Here is a 21,250-nt window from a genome sequence, read left to right as displayed (position 1 = left end):
ATCGTCGGGTGAAGCCGCCGGCGCGAGGCGGACGGACGGACGGACCGCCGCGGCGGCCCGGAGCACGCGGCCCCGGGCCGCAGGACGGCGTCGCTCAGCTCGCGGGCGCGGGCTGCGGGGCGGGCGCGTCGCTGGACGGCGCGTCGCCCGGGGCGGGCTGCTCGCCACCCGGCGCCGGCTGCTGATCGCCCGGCGCGGGCTGCTCATCGCCCGGCGCCGGCTGCTCATCGCCCGGCGCGGGCTGCTCGGGCGTCGGCGTGCCCGGGACGGCCTGCGCGAGCGCCTTGCGGACCTGGGCCTCGGTGCGATCCAGCTCGTCGGCGAGCGTCTCGAGGAACGCGTCTTCGGCGGCGCTGCGCGCCGCGTCGAGCGCCTTCGTCACGTCGACGGCGTCCTTGTCGAGGACCTTCGCGAGCGCGGCGACGAAGGCGGCGCGCTCGTCGACCGGCCCGTCGTGGCCGCGGCCGCGCTCGCCCTGCTCGTCATCGGGCGCGGTCCGCGCGTCGGCCGCGGGCGGCGCCGGGGTCGTCGGCTCGGCCGGCGTCGTCGGCTCGGCCGGCGTCGTCGGCTCGGCCGGGGTCGTCGGCGTCGTCGGCTCGGCCGGCGCGTTCGGGGCGTCGCCCTCGCGGACGAGCTTCCGCGCCTCCTTCACCGCCTCGCGCAGCTGCTTCGCGCTCACGCCGAGCTCCTCGGCGAGCGTCTGCTTCGCGGCGTCCCGCGCGTCGTCGCTCGCGTCGCGCAGCGCGGCGCGCAGGTCCCCCCGCGAGACGTCGAGCGCCCGGGCGACGCGCTTGAGCCAGGCGCGCTGCCCGTGGTCACCGCGGTGCCCGCGGTCGCTGAACGACGGCGCGTCGCCGCGCGTGCCGTCGGGGGAGCCCGAGCCGGGGGTCGCCGACGCGGCGGCCGCGCCGAAGGAGCCGGCGGCGGTGGCACCGGCGGCGAGCAGGGCGATGGTCTTCGTGCGAGCGGTCATAGGAACCTCCTCGTTCGAATGGTCGGCCTGGAGCGCGGGCGGCGACCACGGAGGGCCGCCGACCGCCGGGGGAGACCAGGCGCTGGTCGGGACCGGCGACGACGTGGCCGCCCGGTCCGTCGGACACCTTGGGTGCCGCACCTGAAGCGCAGATCAACGGCCGCCGGATCGCCCGGGCCGGCCCGAGTTCCCGCCCGTGCGTACCGCGTCCGGGCACCGGATCGTGGCGCGACGCCACTCGTCGAGCGCGTCGTCGGGCGCCCGTGGTCCCTACAGTTCCCGCGGTGCGCAGCCTCCCGCTCCTGGTGTTCGTCGTCGGCGCCGGGACCCTCGGCGCCGAGATGGCCGCGGCGCGGCTGCTCGCCCCGTACTTCGGCGACTCGACGCTCATCTGGGCCAACACGATCGGCGTCGTCCTCGTGTCGCTCTCGCTGGGCTACTGGCTCGGCGGGCGCTTCGCCGACGACCACCCGGAGGAGCGCAAGCTCCGCCAGCTCGTGCTCGTCGCGGCGCTGCTGTTCGCCGCGATCCCGCTGATCGCCGGACCGTTCCTCGACCTCGCCGTCCAGGGCCTCGACGAGATCGACGCCGGCGCGTTCGTCGGCTCGCTGATCGGGATGCTCGGGCTGATCGCGGTCCCGCTGATCCTCATCGGCGCCGTGTCGCCGTGGGCGGTGCGCCTCGCCGTCGACGACGTCCGGACCGCCGGGCGCACGGCCGGGCGCCTCTCGGCGTTCGGGACGACGGGCAGCCTCGTCGGCACGTTCCTCTCGTCGCTCGTCCTGATCCCGTTCGTGGGCACGCAGCGGACGTTCCTCCTCTTCGCGCTGGCCATCGCGCTCGTCGGCGCCATCGGGCTGCCGCGCCGCGCGCTCCTCGTGCCGGTCCTCATCGCCGCGCTGCTCGCCCTGCCCCCGGGCGTCACGAAGCCGGCCAGCGGGGACGACGTCGTCCTCGACGAGGCCGAGACGACGTACCAGTACGCCCGCATCGTCGAGCACCGGACGCAGGACGGCGACGGCGTGGCGATGGGGCTGCCGGCCGGCGTCGAGCGGCGGCTGGAGCTCAACGAAGGCCAGGCGATCCACTCCGTCTGGCGCGCCGACACGTACCTCACCGGCAACTACTGGGACGCCTACCAGGTGCTGCCCTTCTCGGTCGCCGGCGCGCTCACCGTGGAGGGCGCGCCGCTGCCCCCGCGACGCGTGGCCATGCTCGGCAACGCCGGCGGCACGGTCGGCCGCGCGATGCTGCACTACTACCCGCAGGTCCAGCGCTTCGACGGCGTCGAGATCGACGGCAAGGTCTCCGAGCTCGGCCGGAAGTGGCTCGGGATGCCGCAGGGCGGCCGGATGCGGGTCCACACGAAGGACGCCCGGCCGTTCCTGCGCGAGGCCGCCGACCGCGGTCGCGACGCCGGCGGGCGCTACGACCTCATCGGCATCGACGCCTACCGGCAGCCGTACATCCCGTTCTACCTGACGACGGAGGAGTTCTTCCGGCTCGTCCGCGACCGGCTGACCCCGCGCGGCGCGGCGATCGTGAACGTCGGGCACCCCGAGGGCAGCGACCAGCTCGAGCGCGTCCTCTCCGCCACCCTGCGGACCGCGTTCCCGACCGTGCTGAGCTACCGGATGACCCGCACGAACACCCTCCTGCTGGCCACCCGGACCGCGGCCTCCGCCGCGCGCCTGGCGACCGCCGCCCGCACGCTGCCGGCCGAGCTGCGCCCCGTCGCGGAGCGCGCAGCTCGCGACCTGCGCGACGCGCCCCGCGGCGGGCGGACCTACACCGACGACAAGGCCCCCGTGGAGTGGCTCGTCGACGGCTCGATCCTGGAGTACGCCGCCGGCGACTAGCGCGCTCGGCGCCGACGCGGCCGGTCAGCGCTCCGTCGGTGCCTCCGCCCCCGACCGAAGGCCCGGGGTCTCGCGGCCGGCGACCGGGTGCGGACCGGTGATCTCGACGTCGCCCCCGGGCAGCCGCGCCAGCAGCCCGGCGAGCTGGTCGAGCTCGGAGGCGGAGAGGTGCTGCGTGAACGCGGCGTCGACGTTGCGGACGTGGGAGGCCGCGGCGGCAGCGAGCACCCGCCAGCCGTCCTCGGTGAGCACCGCCGCGCGCACCCGGCCGTCGGCCTCCCCCGCCTCGCGCCGCACGAGACCGCGCCGCTCCAGCGAGCCGAGCAGGCGCGTGATCCCGGACTGCGCGACGACCATCCGTCGCGCGATGTCGACCGGGCGCAGGCGACCATCGGCCGCCCAGGAGAGCTGCAGCAGGACGTCGTAGGCGGCCAGCGTCAGGTCGTGGTCGCGCAGCAGCGCGGCCTCGAGGCGCTGGCGCTGCAGCAGCTGGACCCGCATGAGCCGGACCCACGCGACCGGCATGCCGCCGTCTTCCACCGGGATGCTTGACATGTTCAGCATCTACGTTAGCGTCGCCCCATGTCCTTCACATGGCAAGGAGTCGGATCCGAGCGGCCCGATGACGCCGCGGAGCCGACGCCCCCGCGCGACGCCGCCGCGTCGGCGCTCGACGTCGACGCGTCGGCGCTCGACGTCGACGCGGTCCTGCGCCGAATCGGGATCACGCACCCGCCGGCACCGAGCGCGGAGGCGCTCGCCCTGCTCCAACGCGCCTGGGTCGGGGCGATCCCGTTCGAGAACCTCGACGTCGTGCTCGGTCGGCCGATCCGACTCGGGCTCCCGGCGATCGAGGACAAGCTCGTCCACCGTGGTCGCGGCGGCTACTGCCTCGAGCACGTCCCCCTCTTCGTCGCGCTGCTCCGAGCGCTCGGCTGGGAGGCGCATCAGGCGCTCGCCTCGATGACCGGCCTCGAGACGCAGCACGCGCCGCCCACGCACGCGACGGCGATCGTGCGCCTCGGCGGCGAGCAGTGGATGGCCGACGTCGGCTTCGGCGGCGGGCCGCTGCTGCCGCTGCCGCTGCGCGACGGCGCGGAGGTCGGCGGCGACGGCACCTGGGCGCATCGCCTCGTGCGGCGCGGAGACCGCTGGCAGCAGCAGACCTGGCGAAAGGGCGGCTGGACGCCGACCCACGCGACCACCGCCGAGCCCGCGACGGCTCCGGCGATCGCCGAGGCCAACCGGTGGGTCTCCACGGATCCGGCGTCGCTGTTCGTCGGCCGCGCCGTCCTCATGCGCGTCACCGAGCACGAGCGGACCGTGCTCGTCGATCGCGAGCTGCGCGTCGCGCGTCCCGGGACCGCGGAGGAGACGCGTCGCACGCTCGACCCGGACGAGCGGATCACGGAGATCGTCGAGGGGTTCGGCGTGGCCCTCGACGACGACGAGCGGGCCGCGCTGCGCTGACCTCCCCACCTGCGCACGAAGCCCGTGCTCCGGCGAGGCGCATCGAGCGAACGCCCGAACCGCGGGGCCCCGGCGCTCCACGAGTCCGGACCGGCCGGTGACCTCCAGCCACCGCTCGATAGGTTCGGCGGGAGCCTTCGCGCCACCACCCCCCACCGCATCAGGAACGAGTCAGCACCGTGAAGATCCGCGCCGCCGTCCTCGAGGAGTTCGGTCAGCCCCTCGCCGTCCGCGAGGTCGACCTCGCCGAGCCCCGTGCCGGGGAGGTCCTCGTCCGGCTCCACGCCTGCGGCGTCTGCCACACCGACCTCTACACCGCGTCGGGGGCCGATCCGACCGGGTACGCGCCGTGCGTGCTGGGGCACGAGGGCGCCGGCGTCGTGGAGCGGGTCGGCGACGGCGTGACGCTCGTGCAGCCCGGCGATCACGTCGTGACCCTCTTCGCGCCCGAGTGCGGGCGGTGCGTGCACTGTCGCGACGGTCGGACGAACCGCTGCACCGCGATCCGCGATCAGCAGAACGCCGGCTACCTGCCCGACGGCACGACGCGCCTCTCGCTGGACGGCGAGCCGCTGCGGCACTTCATGGGCACCTCGACGTTCGCCGAGTACACCGTGATGCCCGAGATCGCCCTGGCCAAGATCGACAAGGCCGCCCCGCTGGAGGGCGCGTCGATCTTCGCCTGCGGCCTCTCGACCGGGCTCGGCGCGGCGATCTACACCGCCGGGGTCGAGCAGGGCGCGACGGTGGCGGTCTTCGGCTGCGGCCTCGTCGGTCTCGGCGCGGTGGCGGGGGCGCGGATCCAGGGCGCGTCGCGGATCGTCGCGATCGATCTCGCCGACGTGCGCCTGCAGAGCGCCAAGCACCACGGCGCCACCGACCTCCTGCGGATCGTGGCCGACGCGCCCGGCGGCGGCGAGGCTCGCCCGGGCGCCGACGGCGTCCTGGAGACCTCCGACGCGGTGGCGTGGATCAAGGCCCAGACCGATGGATTCGGTGCGGACTACACGTTCGAGGCGACCGGCAACGTCGCGGTGATGGGCCAGGCCGTCGAGGCCGCGCGCGAGGCGTGGGGCTTGGCGACGATGATCGGCGTAGCGGGCAAGGGCGAGACGCTCGACATCGTCCCGCGCCTGCTCATCACCGGCCGTCGCGTGACCGGCTCCTCGTTCGGCGGCGTCAAGGGCCGGACCCAGGTGCCGAAGCTCGTGGACCGCTGGCTGGCCGGCGACGTCGACGTCCCGTCGCTGCTGAGCCACGAGATCACCCTGGACCAGGTGAACCACGGCTTCGACCTCATGCACCACCAGGACGGCATCCGCTCGATCATCAGGTACTGAGGGGCGGGCCCCAGCCCGCGCGTCGTCTGCACGCCCCGCTCCATCAGCAACCGACTACGGCTCCCCACGGCGGGCGCGGTCGGCGGCGGGGCGCGGACGTCCCGCCGAGACCGCTCCCGCTCCCACCAGGGGCGGGCCCCAGCCCGCGCGTCGTCTCCACCACCGCCCGCGGACGACCACCGGAAACGGCTCCCCGCAGCCGACGCGGACGGCGGATCGGACCGTCGGCCCGCCGAGCACCGGGCGGTGCGAGGATGGCGGCATGGCGAAGCCCCTGATCGTCACCACCGAGAGCAGCCAGTGGCTGACCAACAGCTACCTCGTCGCCGATCGGCCCGGCGGCACCGGCGTGCTCATCGACTCCAACGGCGACCTCCAGCCGCTGCTGGACGCCGCGCGCGAGCACGACGTCACGATCGAGAAGCTGCTCCTCACCCATCACCACTGGGACCACGTCGTCTCCCACGCCGAGGACGCCCAGGCCGCCGGCGGCGTCCCCGTCCTCGCCGCGAAGGAGACCGCCGAGCTCATCGACGGCGTCGACGAGACGTTCGTGCACGGCGAGATCATCGAAACCGGCGACCTGCTCGTCGAGGCGCTCCACACCCCGGGCCACTGCAGCGACCACCACGCCCTCGTCGTGCGGCTGCGGGGGGACGGCGCCGACGTCGCCCCCACCCTCTTCTCCGCCGACGTCCTCTTCCGCGGCACCGTCGGCGGCACGGTCAACGGCGGCCCCGACGGCTTCGCGCAGCTCAAGCGCTCGATCACCGAGCTCTTCGCTCCGCTGCCCGACGACACCGACGTGCGCCCCGGCCACCGCGCGCCGACGACCCTCGCCGCCGAGCGCGCCGACAACCCGTTCCTGCGCGTCTGGGCCGGCACCGACCCCGAGGGCGACGAGGCCGTCGAGATCGTCGAGCTGCGCGAGGACCTCGACGGCCCCGCCACCCTCGTCCTCTGGGCCCCGGACTACGACGGCGGCAACAAGGCCTGGGTCCGCTACGCCGACGGTCGCGACGTCATCGTGGGCGGTTCCCGCGTCAAGCGGACGTAGGCGGCGCCGGCCCGCGCGTCGGCCCCACGGACCTCCTCGGGCAGCGACGCGGCGTTCGCCGCCGGCGGCAGGGCGCGACACGCTCGCCGTGACCGCCCCCCCCGTCCTCGGGGCCCGCTCGAGGGGTTCGGCACCGGTCCATCCGGCGACGTCGGCAGGATCGGCGGCGATGACGACCGCCTCCCCCGCGCCCGTCCCGGACGCCCCCGCCGGGCACGTCCCCGACCTCGCCGGCACGGTGCCCGAGGCGTGGCGGCCGTACGTCGACCGGGCGGCGCTCGGGCGGGTCGAGCGGTTCCTCGGGGCCGAGGTCGCCGCCGGGCGGCGGATCCAGCCGCTGCGGGCGCAGGTCTTCCGGGCGCTGCAGCTCGTGGCGCCCGACGACGTGCGCGTCGTGCTCTGCGGACAGGACCCGTACCCGACGCCGGGCGTGCCGATCGGCCTGGCGTTCGCCGTCGCGCCGGAGGCGCCGATCCCCGGATCGCTGCGCAACATGTACGCCGAGCTCGAGGCCGACCTCGGCATCCCGCCGGCCTCGACGGGCGACCTCACGCCGTGGGCCCGCAGCGGGATGCTGCTGCTCAACGCGTCGCTCACCGTCGCCCCGAACGCGCCGGGCTCCCACAAGCCGGCCGGCTGGCACGACGTGACCTTCGAGCTGCTGCGCCGCCTCGCCGCGGCCCGCACGGGGATCGTCTTCCTCGCGCTCGGCCGCCACGCCCAGGACGTCGTCGCGCGGCTGCCGACCGACGGGCACCGCGTCGTCACCGCCGCCCATCCGTCGCCGATGTCGGCACGGCTCTTCCACGGGTCGCGCCCCTTCAGCCGCACCGACGCCGCCCTGCAGGAGCTCGGCGGCCCGCCCTTCGACTGGCGCCTCGGGTAGCCGCCGTCCGCCGAACCTCGGGCCGCCTCGCCCTGCTGGCCGGCGAGGGTGCCCGGCCACGGACGGTCCGCCGGCACCCGTGGCGCGGCGACGGCTCGGTCCTCGCCGCCGAGGACCGGCGGCGGCCCCCGCCGTCGTCCACGTGGCCCGACAGCCCCCCGGAGACGGAACGACCCGCGGCCCTCGCCCACCGCCCTCGCCGGCTCGAGGGCGTCCGCCGCGGCGCCCCCGACGCTCGCCCGGACGGACCGTCTGGTCCGCATGTCCGCCAGGCGCCCCCCGGACGTCGGGGTGGGACGTCTACACTCGCGGCGTCCCAGGCCCGCTGGGACGCCCCCGAACGAGGAGCCACGAACGTGACGATCGTCGACCAGGTCCACGCCGCCGCCCGCCGGACCGGCCTCGAGCTGCGCGGCCTGAAGGCCCTGCACCACGCCGGGATGATCGAGGGCGGCTCCCCACAGGTGGTGGCCGGGTCGCTGAAGGCGCTGCGCGCGTACGGGTCGTTCGGCTCCGTCTCCCGGATCGCCGCCCTGCGCCACGGCGACCGCCCGGCGATCGTCGACGGCCGCGGCAGCATCTCGTTCGCCGAGCTCGACCGCCAGGTCGACCGGCTGGCGAACGCCTTCCGCGACCGAGGGCTCGGCGCCGGGGCGAAGGTCGGCATCCTCTGCCGCAACCATCGCGCCGCGCTGCTCATCGCCTTCGCGGGCGCCCGCGCGGGATCGACCGTCGTCTACCTGAACACGGGCTTCTCCGCCCGGCAGGCGAAGGAGGTCTCCGAGCGCGAGGGCGTCGCCCTCCTCTTCCACGACCCGGAGTTCGCCGACGTCGTGGCCGGCATCGACCTCGCCCAGGGCACCGTCGCCTGCGCGACCGAGCCGGGCCAGGAGGACGGGCTCGGGGAGCTCGTCGCCAGCGGCGCCGACCATCCGGTCGAGCCGGGCGAGACCGGTCGGATCGTCCTGCTCACGAGCGGCACGACCGGCACGCCGAAGGGCGCCCCGCGCCCCGACCCGCGCGGGTTCATCAGCCCGGGCGCCGTCCTCGAGCGGATGCCGATGAAGGCCGCCGAGGCGACGGTCATCGGCCCGCCGGTGTTCCACGGCACCGGCCTGCTCATCGCCGTGATCTCGATGGGCCTCGGCTCGACGCTCATCCTCCGGCCGAGGTTCGACGCCGAGACGCTGCTGGACGACGTCGCCGAGCACCGCGCCACCGCGGTCTGTCTCGTGCCGATCATGCTCCAGCGGATCCTCGCCCTCGGCTCGGAGGCGATCGCGTCGAAGGACCTCTCCTCGCTGCGGTGCGTCTTCACCGCCGGCTCGCAGCTGCCGGCCGACGTCTCGCGTCGCGCCCAGGAGGAGCTGGGCGACGTCATCTACAACCTCTACGGCTCGACCGAGGTCGCGCTCGCGACGATGGCGACGCCCCAGGACGTCCACGAGGCGCCCACGAGCGTCGGCCGGCCGCTGCTGGGCACCCGGATCCGGATCCTCGACGAGCAGCGCCGCGACGTCCCGCCGGGGGTCACGGGCACGATCTTCGTCGGCAACGTCATGCCGTTCGAGGGCTACACGGGCGGCGGCGGCAAGGAGATCGTCGACGGGCTGCTGGCCACGGGCGACGTCGGCCACTTCGACGAGCAGGGCCGCCTGTACATCGACGGCCGCGACGACGAGATGATCGTCTCCGGCGGCGAGAACGTCTTCCCGCGCGAGGTCGAGGAGCTCCTCGCGACCCACCCCGCGATCGCCGACGCCGCCGCGGTCGGCGTCGAGGACCCCGACTTCGGCCAGCGGCTGCGCGCGTTCGTCGTCCTGCGCGAGGGCCACGAGCTGACCGCCGAGGAGGTCCAGGCGTTCGTGAAGGACAACCTCGCGCGCTACAAGGTGCCGCGCGACGTCCTCATCCTCGACGAGCTGCCGCGCAACCCGACCGGCAAGGTCCTCAAGCGCCAGCTCGTCGAGCTGCCCGCCGAGGCGTAGGGCCGCCCCGGCGGGTCGCGACGCTCAGCCGACGGGCGGGGCGACCGGCGCGGTGCCGGCGCGCGCCGCCTCGGCGTGCTCGCGGCTCGCCCGGCCCGAGAGCAGCGCCAAGGCCAGCAGCACGCCGGCGGCCGCGAACACGGACCCGAGCAGGAACGCGTCCTGGAAGCCCTCGGTGAGCGCCACGCGCGGGTCGCGGGCGCCGGCCTCCAGGACGTCGCCGGTCCGGGACGCCGCGATCGTCGAGAGGATCGCCAGGCCGAGCGCGCCGCCGACCTGCTGGCTCGTGTTGATGAGGCCCGACGCCAGCCCGGCCTCCTCCGGCGAGGTCCCGCTGACCGCGGCGATCGTCACCGGCACGAACGTCATGCCGAGACCCGCGCCGGCGAGCATCGACGGGCCGAGGACGTCGGCGGCGTAGCTGCCGCCCGGCCACGACACCTGCGAGAACCAGAGGAGCCCGGCGGAGGTGAGCACGAGACCGGCGACGAGCGTCGGCTTGAACCCGATCCGCGTGACGAGCACGGACGCGAGCCCGGCCGCGCCGATGATGACGACCGACAGCGGCAGGTACGCGAGTCCCGTCTCCAGCGGCTCCTCGCCGAGCACGTTCTGCAGGTAGAGCGTGATGAAGAAGAACATCGAGAACAGCGCCATGCCGGTCAGCAGGCCGATGACGTTCGCGCCCGTCAGCGTCCGGTTGGCGAAGATGCCGAACGGCACGAGCGGCCGATCCTGCGCCCGCTCGACCGCGACGAACACGGCGAGCAGGCCGAGCGCGAGCGTACCGAGGCCGAGGGTCTGGGCCGAGCCCCAGCCGGCGTCGTGGACGTCCACCAGCGCGTAGACGAGGACGGCGAGCCCGGCGGTGACCGTCAGCGCGCCGACGATGTCGAAGCGGCGCTGCTCGTGCTCGTCGCGGCTCTCGGCCAGCAACCGCGGCGCGAGGGCGGCGGCCCCGAGGGCGATCGGGACGTTCACCCACAGGACCCACTCCCAGCCCGCCCACTCCGTGAGCATGCCGCCGAGCAGGACGCCGGCGGCGCCGCCGGAGCCGGCCACCGCCCCCCACACGCCGAGGGCCCTGTTGCGCTCGGCGCCCTCGGCGAACGTCGTCGTGACGAGGGAGAGCGCCGCGGGCGACACGAGCGCCGCGCCGAGGCCCTGGAGCGCCCGGGCCGCGATGAGGACCTCGGACGAGGACGCCAGCCCGCCGAGCAGGGACGCGACGGCGAACAGCGCGAGGCCGGTCATGAACAGCCGCCGGCGGCCGAGGAGGTCCGCCAGGCGCCCGCCGAGCAGCAGGAAGCCGCCGAAGACGAGGACGTAGGCGTTGACGACCCACGACAGGTCGTCGCCGAGCCCGAGGTCCTCGTCGATCGAGGGGAGGGCGACGTTCACGATCGACGCGTCGAGGACGACGATGAACTGGACGGTGGCCAGCAGCGCGAGCGCGAGGCCCTTGTGGCTGCCGGGAGCGCGGTCGGATGGCACGGTGGGACGACTCCTGGGACGGGACGGGACGGGACGGGACGCGCCGCGACCGGACGGACACGGCGACGACGGGAGGGTACGCCCGCATCCTCGCGCGCACAACGGTCAGATCCCGTCCTGAATCCCCCGACCGCGCGCGGCGGTCCCGTGCCCACGCGCGCGGGCCGCCCCGAGGGCGGCCCGCATCGCCGGCGCGTCGGGCCGGCAGGGTGGCGCGGGCGAGCGCCCGCGCCGGCTCAGCCGAGCTTCGCCGCGAGCTCGTCGAGCTGCGCGCGCACGGCGGCCGGGAGCCGGTCGCCGAACTGCTCGAGGTACGCGGTGATCTGCGGCAGCTCCGCCTTCACGGCGTCGGCGTCGACCGTGAGGAGCTCCTCGAGGTCGGCGTCGCTGATGTCGAGGCCCTCGACGTTCAGGTCCTCCTTGCGCGGGACGAGGCCGATCGGGGTCTCCACGACCTCCGGCGGGTCGTCGCCGCAGCGGCGGAAGATCCACTCCAGGACGCGGCTGTTCTCGCCGAAGCCGGGCCAGATGAACCGCCCGTCGGCGTCCTTGCGGAACCAGTTGACGTAGAAGACCTTCGGCAGCTTCGCGCCCGGGGTCTGGCCGACCTTCAGCCAGTGGGCCATGTAGTCGCCCATGTTGTAGCCGGCGAACGGCAGCTGGGCGTACGGGTCGAACCGCAGCTGGCCGACCGTGCCGAACGCGGCCGCGGTCTGCTCGGAGCTCATCGTCGCGCCGAGGAACACGCCGTGCTCCCACGACGTCGCCTCGCGCACGAGCGGGAGCACCGTCGCGCGGCGACCGCCGAAGAGGAACGCATCGATCGGGACGCCGGCCGGGTCCTCCCAGTTCGGGGCGATCGACGGCGCCTGCGCGGCGGCGACCGTGAAGCGGGAGTTCGGGTGCGCGGCGGGGTGCCCGGACTCCGGGGTCCAGTCGTTCCCGTGCCAGTCCGTGAGGTGCTCGGGCGTCTCGTCGGTGAGCCCCTCCCACCAGACGTCGCCGTCGTCGGTCAGCGCCGTGTTCGTGAAGATCGTGTCCGACTTGATCGCGGCGATCGCGTTCGGGTTCGTCTTCTCGCCGGTGCCCGGGGCGACGCCGAAGAAGCCGGCCTCGGGGTTGATCGCGTAGAGCCGACCGTCCTCGCCGAACTTCATCCAGGCGATGTCGTCGCCGACGGTCTCGACCGTCCAGCCCGGCAGCGTCGGGATGAGCATCGCGAGGTTCGTCTTGCCGCATGCCGACGGGAAGGCGCCGGTGACGTACTTCACCTCGCCCTCCGGCGAGGCGAGCTTCAGGATGAGCATGTGCTCGGCGAGCCAGCCCTCGTCGCGCGCCTGGATCGACGCGATCCGCAGGGCGAGGCACTTCTTGCCCAGCAGCGCGTTGCCGCCGTAGCCCGACCCGTAGGACCAGATCTCGCGGGTCTCGGGGAAGTGGACGATGTACTTCGTCTCGGGGTTCGTCGGCCACGGCACGTCGGCCTCGCCCTCGGCGAGCGGGGCGCCGATCGAGTGCAGGCACGGGACGAACTCGCCGTCGGCGCCGAGCGCCTCGAGCGCGCCCTTGCCCATGCGGGCCATGATCCGCATCGAGACGACGACGTACGGCGAGTCGGTGATCTCGACGCCGATCTTGCTCTTGTCCGAGCCCAGCGGGCCCATCGAGAACGGGACGACGTACATCGTGCGGCCGGCCATCGCGCCGCGGAAGAGCTCCTCGAGCTCCGCGCGCATCTCGGCCGGCTCGCGCCAGTTGTTGTTCGGCCCGGCGTCGATCTCCTCGGCCGAGCAGATGAACGTGCGGTCCTCGACCCGCGCGACGTCTGACGGGTCGGACCACGCCAGGTAGCTGTTCGGGCGCTTCGCCTCGTCCAGCCGCCGGAAGGTCCCGTTGTCGACGAGCTCCTGGCAGAGCCGGTCGTACTCCTCAGCCGAGCCGTCGCACCAGACGACGCTCTCGGGCTGCGTCAGGGCAGCGATCTCCTCGACCCAGGCGAGGAGTTTGCGATTCTCGGTGAGGACGGTGGTGTCGGGCATGGTGTGAGCCTTCCGGGAGCCTCCAGGAATTCGAGGGATTGAACAGCACGCATGCGCGCCTCGCGCATCGCGGTCCGGCGCGCTACAGTGCGGTGTTGCCTGCGGGGTCGACTTGTCGATCCCGCGTTTTGCGTCCTGAGGACCCTCGGCCGCGCAGGACTGCGAGCATCCCCCTCGATGCTCCGCCGCGGCCCAGCGACCCCCGTGTTCGAGACGGTCCGGCTCGAGGACGGGCGCGTCCGCCTCTGGGACCAGCACCTCCTGCGGCTGCGTCGCGCCGGCGCCCGCGGCCGGCACCTGACCGCGGCCCGCGCGCTCGTCGACGTCCACCGGGCCGCGACGCGCGGCGGCGGGTCCGTCGTGCTGCGGATCGACGTCGACCCGCGCGAGGGCGTCGCCGTCCGCGCGCGTGCGACTCCGCCGGCGGCCGCGTGGTCGCTCGCGCTCGTCCCCGGCTACGCGCCCGGCGAGGCCGCGCGCGAGGAGAAGCGCGCCGATCGTGCGTGGCTCGTCGGTCCCGAGCGCGCCGCCGCGGCGGCCGGCGCCGACGAGCCCCTCCTCGTGGCGACCGGTCCCGACGGCGCCGTCGACGACGGCGCGCGCGTCGGCGAGACGGCGCGGGCGAGCCTCTTCCTCGTCGACGCGACCGGCCGCGTGCGCACCCCACCCGTCGACGGCCTCCTGCCCGGGGTCACCCGCGCCTGGGCGCTCGGCGCCGCCGGGGCGCTCGAGGCACCGCTGACCGTCGCCGACGTCCGCGCAGCGCGCGCCGCGTTCTGCACGAACGCCGTCCGGGGCGTGGTCCCGGTCCGGGAGGTCGACGGGCGCGCGCTCGCGCGCGACCCGCTGATCGGCGAGCTCGCCACGGCCTGGCAGCGCCTGCGCTGACACCGGGACCGGCGCCGGGCCGGGTCGCCGCACGGCGCCCGCGGCGGGCGGTCCGGCGTCCCGACTCAGCCGGGTGCCTCGCCCGGCTCGAGGTGCTCGCCGGGCGGCAGCGGCAGGCGCGCCTGCGCCAGGACGACCCGGTCGCCGCGGATCGGCACGCCCTCGGCCCGCAGCCGAGCGCGCTGCTCGCCCCCGACGGCGAGCGAGCCGTCGGCCCGCACGACGCGGTGCCAGGGCACGTCCTCGTCCGTCTCGCGCAGCACGCGACCGACGAGCCGCGGCGCGCGCGGCTCGAGGTCGCCGTACGTGCGGACCCAGCCCTCGGGGATGGCGCGGACCGCGGCGAGGATCCGCTCGGCCCGCGCCCCGTCCACGGCCGGCCTCAGTCGGCCGCCGGCCGCACGCCCGGCGTCCGGGCCACGGCCTGTCGCTGGCTCTCGTCGCGGATCTCCCCGACGAGCTCCTCGAGCACGTCCTCGAGCGCGACGACCCCCTGCGTCGTCCCGGTCGCCGAGCGCACCTCGGCGAGGTGCGCCGCGGCGCGCTGCATCGTCCCCAGCGCGCTGCGCAGGCGATCCGTCTCCCGGACGCTCGGCAGCTCGCGCACGAGCGACGTCGGCAGGGGCGCGTCGCGCGGGATCTTCCCCGCGTGGAGGAGGTCCTTCACGTGGAGGTAGCCCCGCAGCTCGCCCGAGGAGCCGACGACGGGGAACCGCGAGAACCCGGTGCGGCCGGCGACCTCCTCGACCTGCTCGAGCGTCGCCCCCGCGGGGACCGTGACGAGCCGGTCCTCGGGCAGGAGCACCGACCGCACGTCGCGGTCCTCGAACTCGAGCGCGTCGAGCAGCAGCTGCCCCTCGCCGTGCTCCAGCAGGCCCTCGCGGTGGGACTCCTCCACGAGCCCCGCGACCTCGTCGCGGGTGAAGACGCTCGTGATCTCGTCCTTCGGCTGGACGCCCATGAGCCGCAGCGAGACGTTCGCGACCCAGTTGAGGAAGACGATCAGCGGCCCGAGGACGCGGACGACGAGCACGAGCGGCGGGCCCAGCAGCATCGCGGCGCGATCGGGCCGGGCCAGCGCGAGGTTCTTCGGGACCATCTCGCCGATCACGACGTGGAGGGTCACGACGATCGACAGCGCGATGACGAAGGAGATCGGGTGCAGGAGCGCCTCGGAGACGCCGAGGTCCTCGAACGGCCCTTCGAGCGTGTGGGCGACCGCGGGCTCGCCGAGGGCACCGAGGCCGAGCGAGCAGATCGTGATGCCCAGCTGGGCGCCGGCCATCATGAGCGAGACGCGCTCCATCGCGCCGAGCGTGACCCGCGCCGCCCACGAGCCCTCCTCGGCCCGGGGCTCGATCGTCGTCCGGCGAGCGGAGATCAGCGCGAACTCCGCGCCGACGAAGAAGGCGTTGGCGCCGAGCAGGAAGACGGCGAGCAGGATCGCGAGCCCGTCGCTCATCGGTGCTCCTCCTCGTCCTCGTGCTCGATCGGCCGCACGGTGGCGCGGAGCTCGTCGACGCGCAGGCCGTCCATCCCGACCACCTCGAGGGTGACCTCGTGCCGCGGTCGCTCCTCGTCCGGCAGCAGCAGCACGACGACGTCCCCGACGTCGGGCACGCGCTCCAGCAGGAGGGCCACGAGGCCGCCGAGGGTCTCGTAGTCCTCCCCCTCCGGCAGCTCGACGCCGATGACCTCGCTCGCCTCGTCCGGGCGCAGGAGGCCCTGGAGGCTCCACGAGCCGTCCGGCTCGAGGTGCGCGGGCTCCTCGCGGGCGTCGTGCTCGTCGGTCACCTCGCCGACGATCTCCTCGATCAGGTCCTCGAGCGTCACGACGCCGACGAAGGCACCGAACTCGTCGACGAGGACGGCGATCTGCATCGCGCCCTCGCGGAGCGTCGACAGCAGCGGGTCCAGCTCGAGCGTGTCGGGCACGACGAGCGGCCGGCTCATGATCTCGTCGACGCGGACCCGCTCGCGCCGCTCGTACGGCACGGCGAGCGCCTGCTTGATGTGGACGATCCCGAGCACCTCCTCCGAGCGGGGGCGGGTGACGGGGAACCGCGACCGGCCCGACGTCCGCGAGCGGCGCAGGACCTCGGCGGCCGACGCCTCGGGCGCGATCTCCTCCACGCGGATGCGGGGCGTCATGACGTCGAGCGCGCGCCGGTCGCCGAAGGCGATCGAGCGCTGCAGCAGCTGGGCGGTCTCGGGCTCCAGGGCGCCCTGCTCCGCGGAGCGGCGCACGAGCGAGGCGAGCTCCTCGGCCGAGCGCGCGGACGCGAGCTCCTCCTGGGGCTCCACGCCGATCCGGCGCAGGATCGAGTTCGCCCAGCCGTTCAGCAGCCGCAGCGGCAGCGCGTTGGCGGCGGTGAACGCGCGCTGGAAGCCGACGACGCGCCGCGCGGTGGCCAGCGGCAGCGCGATCGCGAGGTTCTTCGGGATCAGCTCGCCCGCGACCATGGTCGCCATCGTCGCCAACGCGATCGCGATCGCGACGGAGACGCCCTTCAGCGCGTCGTCCGGGACGCCGGCGGACCCGAGCGGCCCGTCGATCAGCCGGGCGATCGCCGGCTCGGCGAGGAAGCCGATCGCGAGGTTCGTGATCGTGATCCCGAGCTGGGCGCCCGAGAGCTGCGTCGAGAGCGACGTCAGCGCCTTCTGGACGCCGACGGCGGCGCGGTCGCCGCTCGCGGCGGCGCGCTCGACCGTCGGGCGGTCGACCGTGACGAGCGCGAACTCGGCGGCGACGAAGGCGCCGCAGGCGAGCACGAGCAGCGCGGCGACGAGGAGCAGCAGCAGCTCGGTCATCGCACCGCCTCCGGCGAGCGGCGCTCGCCACGGGGCGTCCACCGGCGGGACCGGTGGCAGGCGCGGTGGTCAGGGGCAGCCTGGCCTCGGCGCGTCAGCGCGGAGCCAGGCTGGGGACTGGAGGCCGGATCCTCGCCGGCGGCGGCGTGCATCGGCGTGAAGGGTACCCGGCCCGCGGACGGACCGTGCCGATCCGCCCTCCTCGTCCCCGCATCGTCGTGCGCGCGGAGCCGGCCGGGCCCCGACCCGGCCCGCGCGGACGGGCCGGGTCGACGGGCGGTGCGTCAGGCGCCGGGGTGCTTCTTCGGGACGAGGACGCGGCGCTTGAACTCGGCCACGAGCACGCCGTCCTGGTTGTGCACGCGCGTGTGGACGATCACGACGCCGCGGTCGGGCTTGGACCGCGAGGCCTTCTTCGACAGGACCTCGGTCTCGACGAACAGCGTGTCGCCGTGGAAGACCGGGTTCGGGTGCGAGAGCTCGTCCGTGGCGAGGTTCGCGATCGCCAGGCCGCTGATGTCGGACACCGAGATGCCGAGGGCCAGCGAGTAGACGTACGGGCCGACGACGACGTTCTTGCCCTGCTGCGAGCGCGACGCGTAGACGTCGTTGATGTGCAGCGGGTGGTGGTTCATCGTCAGGAGGCAGAAGAGGTGGTCGTCCCCCTCCGTGACGGTCTTCGCCGGCCAGTGCTTGTAGACGGCGCCCTCCTCGAACTCCTCGAAGTAGCGCCCGTACTGATGGGCGCCGGAGGCGTGACGGACCTCGGGCAGGTCGTCGGTGCCGGGCGTGAAGGTGGACTCGTCGGACATCGCTACTCCTGGTCGGATCGACGCGTGCGGACCGCGCGGGCGGGCGGTCGCTCTGGGCCGGGGAAGCATGGCGCGTCGCGGCACGGGGCGTCGGGCCGCGGATCTCCCGGGGTTCGCGGGCGGGCGCGGCCGAGCGCCGCCACGCCAGGATGATGCGCGCCACCGAACGAGGTTTTTGGAAGCGTAAACTCGGGACGGTGATCGGCTCGCCCGAGCGCCACCCCGAGGGACCGTGGCTCCGCGGAGCGGCGCGCGCGTGACCGCGCCGGCCGGCGAGACGCTGCTCGACCGACCGCGCGAGCACCCGGCGCGCGAGGCCGCCGACGACGCGCTCGGCGACGTCCGTCGGATGCCGCGGATCGCGCTGCTCGGGCCGGCGTTCGTCGCGGCGGTCGCCTACGTCGATCCGGGGAACTTCGCGACGAACATCGCCGCGGGCGCCGAGCACGGATACCTCCTCGCCTGGGTCGTCGTCGCGTCGAGCGCGATGGCGATGCTCGTCCAGTACCTCTCGGCGAAGCTCGGGCTGGCGACGGGGCGCAACCTCCCCCAGCTCGCCGCCGGCTTCGGTCGGCGGACGCGCTTCGGCCTCTGGATCCAGGCGGAGGCGGTCGCGATCGCCACCGACCTCGCGGAGTTCGTCGGCGCCGCCATCGGCCTGCACCTGCTCTTCGGCATCGGCCTGTTCCCCGCCGGGCTCGTGACGGCGGTCGTCGCGTTCGGCGTGCTGGCGCTGCAGCAGCGGGGCCACCGCCGGTTCGAGGTCGCGATCGCGGCGCTGCTGGGGCTCGTCGCGCTCGGCTTCCTCTACGACCTCGTCGCCGTCGGGCACCAGTCCGCCTCGGGCATCGCCGGCGGCCTCGTCCCGGGCCTCGCCGGCTCGGGCTCGCTCGTGCTCGCCGTCGGCATCATCGGCGCCACGGTCATGCCGCACGTCGTCTACCTGCACTCGGCGCTGACGCAGGACCGGATCCGTCCCCGGGACGCCGCGGAGCGCCGCCGGCTGCTGCGGTGGCTGCGGATCGACGTCGGCCTCGGCCTCGGGGCCGCCGGCGTCATCAACCTCACGATGCTGCTCGTCGCGGCCGCGCTGTTCCACCGGATCGGCGCGACCGACGTCGACTCGATCGAGGCCGCCCACCTCGGGCTCGAGCGCTACGTCGGCGGCGGGGCGGCCCTCGCCTTCGCGGTCGCGCTGCTCGCGTCGGGCCTCTCGTCCTCGAGCGTCGGGACCTACGCCGGCCAGGTCGTGCTGCAGGGGTTCATGGGCTGGCGGATCCCGCTGTTCCTGCGGCGCGCGATCACCATGACCCCGGCGCTCGTCGTGCTCGCCCTCGGCCTGCCGACGACCGACGTCCTGGTCATCTCGCAGGTGGTCCTGTCGTTCGGGATCCCCTTCGCCCTCGTGCCGCTGATCCTCTTCACGCGGCGGCCCGACGTGATGGGCGACCTCGTCAACCGGCGCCGGACGACGGTCGCCGCGAGCGCGATCGCCGGCCTGATCATCGCGCTCAACGGCTACCTCGTCGTCGACACGATCCTCGGATGAGCGCCGCTCCCGGGTCGCCGGGGGGGGGCTCGCGTGAGTGCGGGCGGTGGCGCTCGGCCGCCCGCCGCCCGGACGGCACCCGCCGGCTCGGTCAGGGGCGGGAATCACCGCCGCCGCGTCGCGGCCACCCGCTCCTGCGCGGTGCGCCAGCGGACCGACGACCCGTCGCGGTGGAGCTCCTCCGCGGTCGCCGGATCGAGCAGCCGGCGCCCCTGGGCGTCGAGGCCGGGCGCGGCGACCGCGACCGGTGCGACGAACTGCGTCTCGACGCTCACCGAGCGCTCGCGGACCGTGGGTCGCCCGCGGCGGTAGCTCAGGCGTCCGAGGCCGTCGGCGACGCTCGTGATCCGCGCCACCGGCCGCCGGGTCCCGCGGTCGAAGACGAGCGTCACCCCGCTGGGGGCGTCGGCCGGCGCCGGCTCCTCGGCCGCGGTGGCGGTCGTCGCGGTCGTCACGGCGCCGCCGTGGTCAGCGTTCCCGAGCCGGATCGCGATCCGGTCGGGCGCGGCGAAGGGCGCCGGCACGGGAACGACCTCGGCCGCGTCGCGATCGGCGAGGGCCTCGAGCGCCGCGGCGCGCTGCGGGCCGTCGAGCTGCGGGGAGACCGCCAGCGCCATCAGCGCGTCGTCGACCGCGGGCTCGCTCGGCACCGCCGTCCGGTCCCGATCGGGGAGCGGCTCGCCCCGCCGCACGACCGGGGCCGGGTCGGGGCGCGCGGCGCGCAGCGCGTCGTCGGCGGCGAGGTCGCGCGCCAGCCGCTCCCGCACCCAGCCCACCACGTCGCCCGGGTCCTGCGGCACCGCCTCGGGATCCCCGATTCCGCCCGGCAGCCAGAAGAGCGTCCGCCCGTAGCGCGGGTCGTCCCCGCCGGCGCTCCGGACGTGGACGCCGCGACGGCGGACCTCGCGCTGCGCGGCGGTCGGCCCGTCGAGCGCGCCGACGGCTCGCAGCAGCGGCTCGTTCTCGATCGCGCGCCGCGCGCCGGCGTCCTCCGCGCGGTACGCGTCCCCGCCGGGACCGGTCCAGATCGACTCGGTGGAGCGGGTCTCGAGCGTCGCCGTCTCGACCGGGCAGTCGGCGCAGCGCCGGCCCTCGATCGTCGTGCGGCTGACCTCGGTGACCGGTCCGTAGCGCCAGCCGTCGCCGGCGACCGCGTCGCGCGACGCGTCGGCGGCGGCCCGCAGGACCGCGGCCGCGTCGGCCTCGTCGACGAAGGTCCCCGGGCGCCCGCGGTCGATCGCGACCACCGCGCCCCCGGCGACGAGGACCGCGGCCCCGACCGCCACGGCGGCGCGCGGCCGCCAGGTGGCCGACGAGCGAGCGGACGCGATCGCCGGCCGCGCGTCAGCTCGCGCGGCCCACCGGATCGCGTCGATGCGCTCCGGCTCGGGCTCCGCCGGCGTGCGCAGCGGCGCGAACAGCGCCTCCAGCGGATCGGCGTCCCGCGGGCGGGTGCGCAGCTCAGGCATGGTCGTCCTCTCGGTCGTGCTGGGTGTCTCGTGGGGCGATGACGGACGCGTCCTCGAGCTGGGCGCGCACGGCGGCGCGACCGCGGGAGAGCAGCGCGCGCACGGTCCCGGCGCGGCAGCCGAGCGCGGCGGCGATCGCGGCGTCGTCGAGGTCGTGGGCGTAGCGCAGCGTCAGCGCCGCGCGCTGTCGCTCGGGCAACCCGCCCAGCAGCGTCGCGAGCTCGTCGAGGGACGGGTCGGGAACCGCCCCCACCGGCGTGAGCGCCGCGTGACGCTGCTCGACGTCTCGGCGCCGGCGACCGCGCTTGGCGGCGCGCAGGGCCGCGCGGACGGCGGTTCGGTGCAGCCACGCGTCCAGGGCGGCGGGTTCGCGCAACGTCGCCGCGCAGCGAACGGCCTGGATGGCGACGTCCTGGGCGACGTCGTCGGCGGCCGCGTGGTCCCCGGCGAGCACGCCGAGCGCGGTCCGCCGACCGAGGTCGAGCGCGCGGCGGGCGACCCGGTCCTCGTCCGGGGGCGCGACCGCCGCCTCGGCGGGTCGTCGGGCCATCGGCGCGGAGATCACGGTCGCGGGGTCGGGCGGCATCGGCGGACGAGCGATCGGAGCGGCATCTC

At 75.3% G+C, this 21,250-nt stretch carries 18 protein-coding genes; 8 read left to right on the top strand and 10 right to left on the bottom strand.

The annotated features are described in order from the left end of the window. Positions 1-94: 94 nt before the first annotated feature. On the bottom strand, positions 95-973 hold the full coding sequence (locus tag SK069_RS16425) for a hypothetical protein (RefSeq protein WP_319955334.1): 879 nt from the start codon (positions 971-973) through the stop codon (positions 95-97). Between the two features lie 284 nt (positions 974-1,257). Here SK069_RS16425 and SK069_RS16420 point away from each other — a divergent pair, with 284 nt between their 5' ends. Beyond that, positions 1,258-2,832 carry a spermidine synthase gene (locus SK069_RS16420; RefSeq protein ID WP_319955333.1) on the top strand — a complete coding sequence of 525 codons (1,575 nt, stop codon included), beginning with the start codon at positions 1,258-1,260 and terminating at the stop codon, positions 2,830-2,832. 24 nt (positions 2,833-2,856) lie between these two features. Here SK069_RS16420 and SK069_RS16415 read toward each other — a convergent pair whose 3' ends face one another. Next, entirely contained in the window at positions 2,857-3,387 is a 531-nt protein-coding gene (locus SK069_RS16415; protein ID WP_319955332.1) for a MarR family winged helix-turn-helix transcriptional regulator, read from the bottom strand. A gap of 27 nt (positions 3,388-3,414) precedes the next feature. On the opposite strand from SK069_RS16415, the gene SK069_RS16410 reads away from it, so the two are divergent. From SK069_RS16410 to SK069_RS16390, 5 genes are all read left to right on the top strand, one after another. Further along, complete coding sequence (locus SK069_RS16410; RefSeq protein WP_319955331.1) at positions 3,415-4,302, top strand: arylamine N-acetyltransferase family protein; 888 nt, start codon at positions 3,415-3,417, stop codon at positions 4,300-4,302. Positions 4,303-4,481: 179 nt separating this feature from the next. Then, positions 4,482-5,642 carry an alcohol dehydrogenase catalytic domain-containing protein gene (locus SK069_RS16405; RefSeq protein ID WP_319955330.1) on the top strand — a complete coding sequence of 387 codons (1,161 nt, stop codon included), beginning with the start codon at positions 4,482-4,484 and terminating at the stop codon, positions 5,640-5,642. A 262-nt stretch (positions 5,643-5,904) separates the two neighbouring features. Next, a complete protein-coding gene (locus SK069_RS16400) occupies positions 5,905-6,699 on the top strand; it encodes an MBL fold metallo-hydrolase (RefSeq protein WP_319955329.1) in 795 nt (264 codons plus the stop codon). A gap of 169 nt (positions 6,700-6,868) precedes the next feature. After that, positions 6,869-7,585, top strand: a complete 717-nt coding sequence (locus tag SK069_RS16395) for a uracil-DNA glycosylase (protein ID WP_319955328.1) — start codon at positions 6,869-6,871, stop codon at positions 7,583-7,585. A 356-nt stretch (positions 7,586-7,941) separates the two neighbouring features. Then, positions 7,942-9,573: an AMP-binding protein gene (locus SK069_RS16390; protein WP_319955327.1), complete on the top strand. Its 1,632-nt coding sequence runs from the start codon at positions 7,942-7,944 to the stop codon at positions 9,571-9,573. 24 nt (positions 9,574-9,597) lie between these two features. Here the strand turns inward: SK069_RS16390 and SK069_RS16385 are convergent, their stop codons facing one another. Further along, the gene (locus tag SK069_RS16385) at positions 9,598-11,067 is read right to left on the bottom strand and encodes an MFS transporter (protein ID WP_319955326.1); all 1,470 of its coding nucleotides are present in this window, start codon (positions 11,065-11,067) and stop codon (positions 9,598-9,600) included. A 236-nt stretch (positions 11,068-11,303) separates the two neighbouring features. Continuing rightward, positions 11,304-13,106, bottom strand: a complete 1,803-nt coding sequence (locus tag SK069_RS16380) for a phosphoenolpyruvate carboxykinase (GTP) (RefSeq protein WP_319955325.1) — start codon at positions 13,104-13,106, stop codon at positions 11,304-11,306. 177 nt (positions 13,107-13,283) lie between these two features. Between SK069_RS16380 and SK069_RS16375 the strand changes: the two genes are divergently transcribed. Beyond that, the gene (locus tag SK069_RS16375; protein WP_319955324.1) at positions 13,284-13,994 is read left to right on the top strand and encodes an aminotransferase class IV; all 711 of its coding nucleotides are present in this window, start codon (positions 13,284-13,286) and stop codon (positions 13,992-13,994) included. A gap of 65 nt (positions 13,995-14,059) precedes the next feature. Here SK069_RS16375 and SK069_RS16370 read toward each other — a convergent pair whose 3' ends face one another. The 4 genes from SK069_RS16370 to SK069_RS16355 form a co-directional block, all read right to left on the bottom strand. Beyond that, positions 14,060-14,368 carry an MGMT family protein gene (locus SK069_RS16370; RefSeq protein WP_319955323.1) on the bottom strand — a complete coding sequence of 103 codons (309 nt, stop codon included), beginning with the start codon at positions 14,366-14,368 and terminating at the stop codon, positions 14,060-14,062. A gap of 8 nt (positions 14,369-14,376) precedes the next feature. Beyond that, positions 14,377-15,456 carry a hemolysin family protein gene (locus tag SK069_RS16365; protein WP_319955322.1) on the bottom strand — a complete coding sequence of 360 codons (1,080 nt, stop codon included), beginning with the start codon at positions 15,454-15,456 and terminating at the stop codon, positions 14,377-14,379. Next, entirely contained in the window at positions 15,453-16,805 is a 1,353-nt protein-coding gene (locus tag SK069_RS16360) for a hemolysin family protein (RefSeq protein WP_319955321.1), read from the bottom strand. The genes SK069_RS16365 and SK069_RS16360 overlap by 4 nt, the downstream gene beginning before the upstream one ends. A 284-nt stretch (positions 16,806-17,089) precedes the next feature. Beyond that, complete coding sequence (locus SK069_RS16355; protein WP_319955320.1) at positions 17,090-17,617, bottom strand: MaoC family dehydratase; 528 nt, start codon at positions 17,615-17,617, stop codon at positions 17,090-17,092. A 349-nt stretch (positions 17,618-17,966) separates the two neighbouring features. Between SK069_RS16355 and SK069_RS16350 the strand changes: the two genes are divergently transcribed. Next, on the top strand, positions 17,967-19,166 hold the full coding sequence (locus SK069_RS16350) for an Nramp family divalent metal transporter (RefSeq protein WP_406628307.1): 1,200 nt from the start codon (positions 17,967-17,969) through the stop codon (positions 19,164-19,166). Positions 19,167-19,270: 104 nt separating this feature from the next. Here SK069_RS16350 and SK069_RS16345 read toward each other — a convergent pair whose 3' ends face one another. Together SK069_RS16345 and SK069_RS16340 are read right to left on the bottom strand one after the other, a co-directional pair. Continuing rightward, positions 19,271-20,635, bottom strand: a complete 1,365-nt coding sequence (locus SK069_RS16345) for a hypothetical protein (RefSeq protein WP_319955318.1) — start codon at positions 20,633-20,635, stop codon at positions 19,271-19,273. Beyond that, positions 20,628-21,185: an RNA polymerase sigma factor gene (locus SK069_RS16340; protein ID WP_319955317.1), complete on the bottom strand. Its 558-nt coding sequence runs from the start codon at positions 21,183-21,185 to the stop codon at positions 20,628-20,630. The genes SK069_RS16345 and SK069_RS16340 overlap by 8 nt, the downstream gene beginning before the upstream one ends. Between the last annotated feature and the right edge of the window lie 65 nt (positions 21,186-21,250).

Origin of the sequence: Patulibacter brassicae, assembly GCF_033949425.1 — a bacterium.
Taxonomy (GTDB): Bacteria; Actinomycetota; Thermoleophilia; order Solirubrobacterales; family Solirubrobacteraceae; genus Patulibacter; species Patulibacter brassicae.
This window is presented reverse-complemented; position numbering and strand designations above follow the sequence as displayed.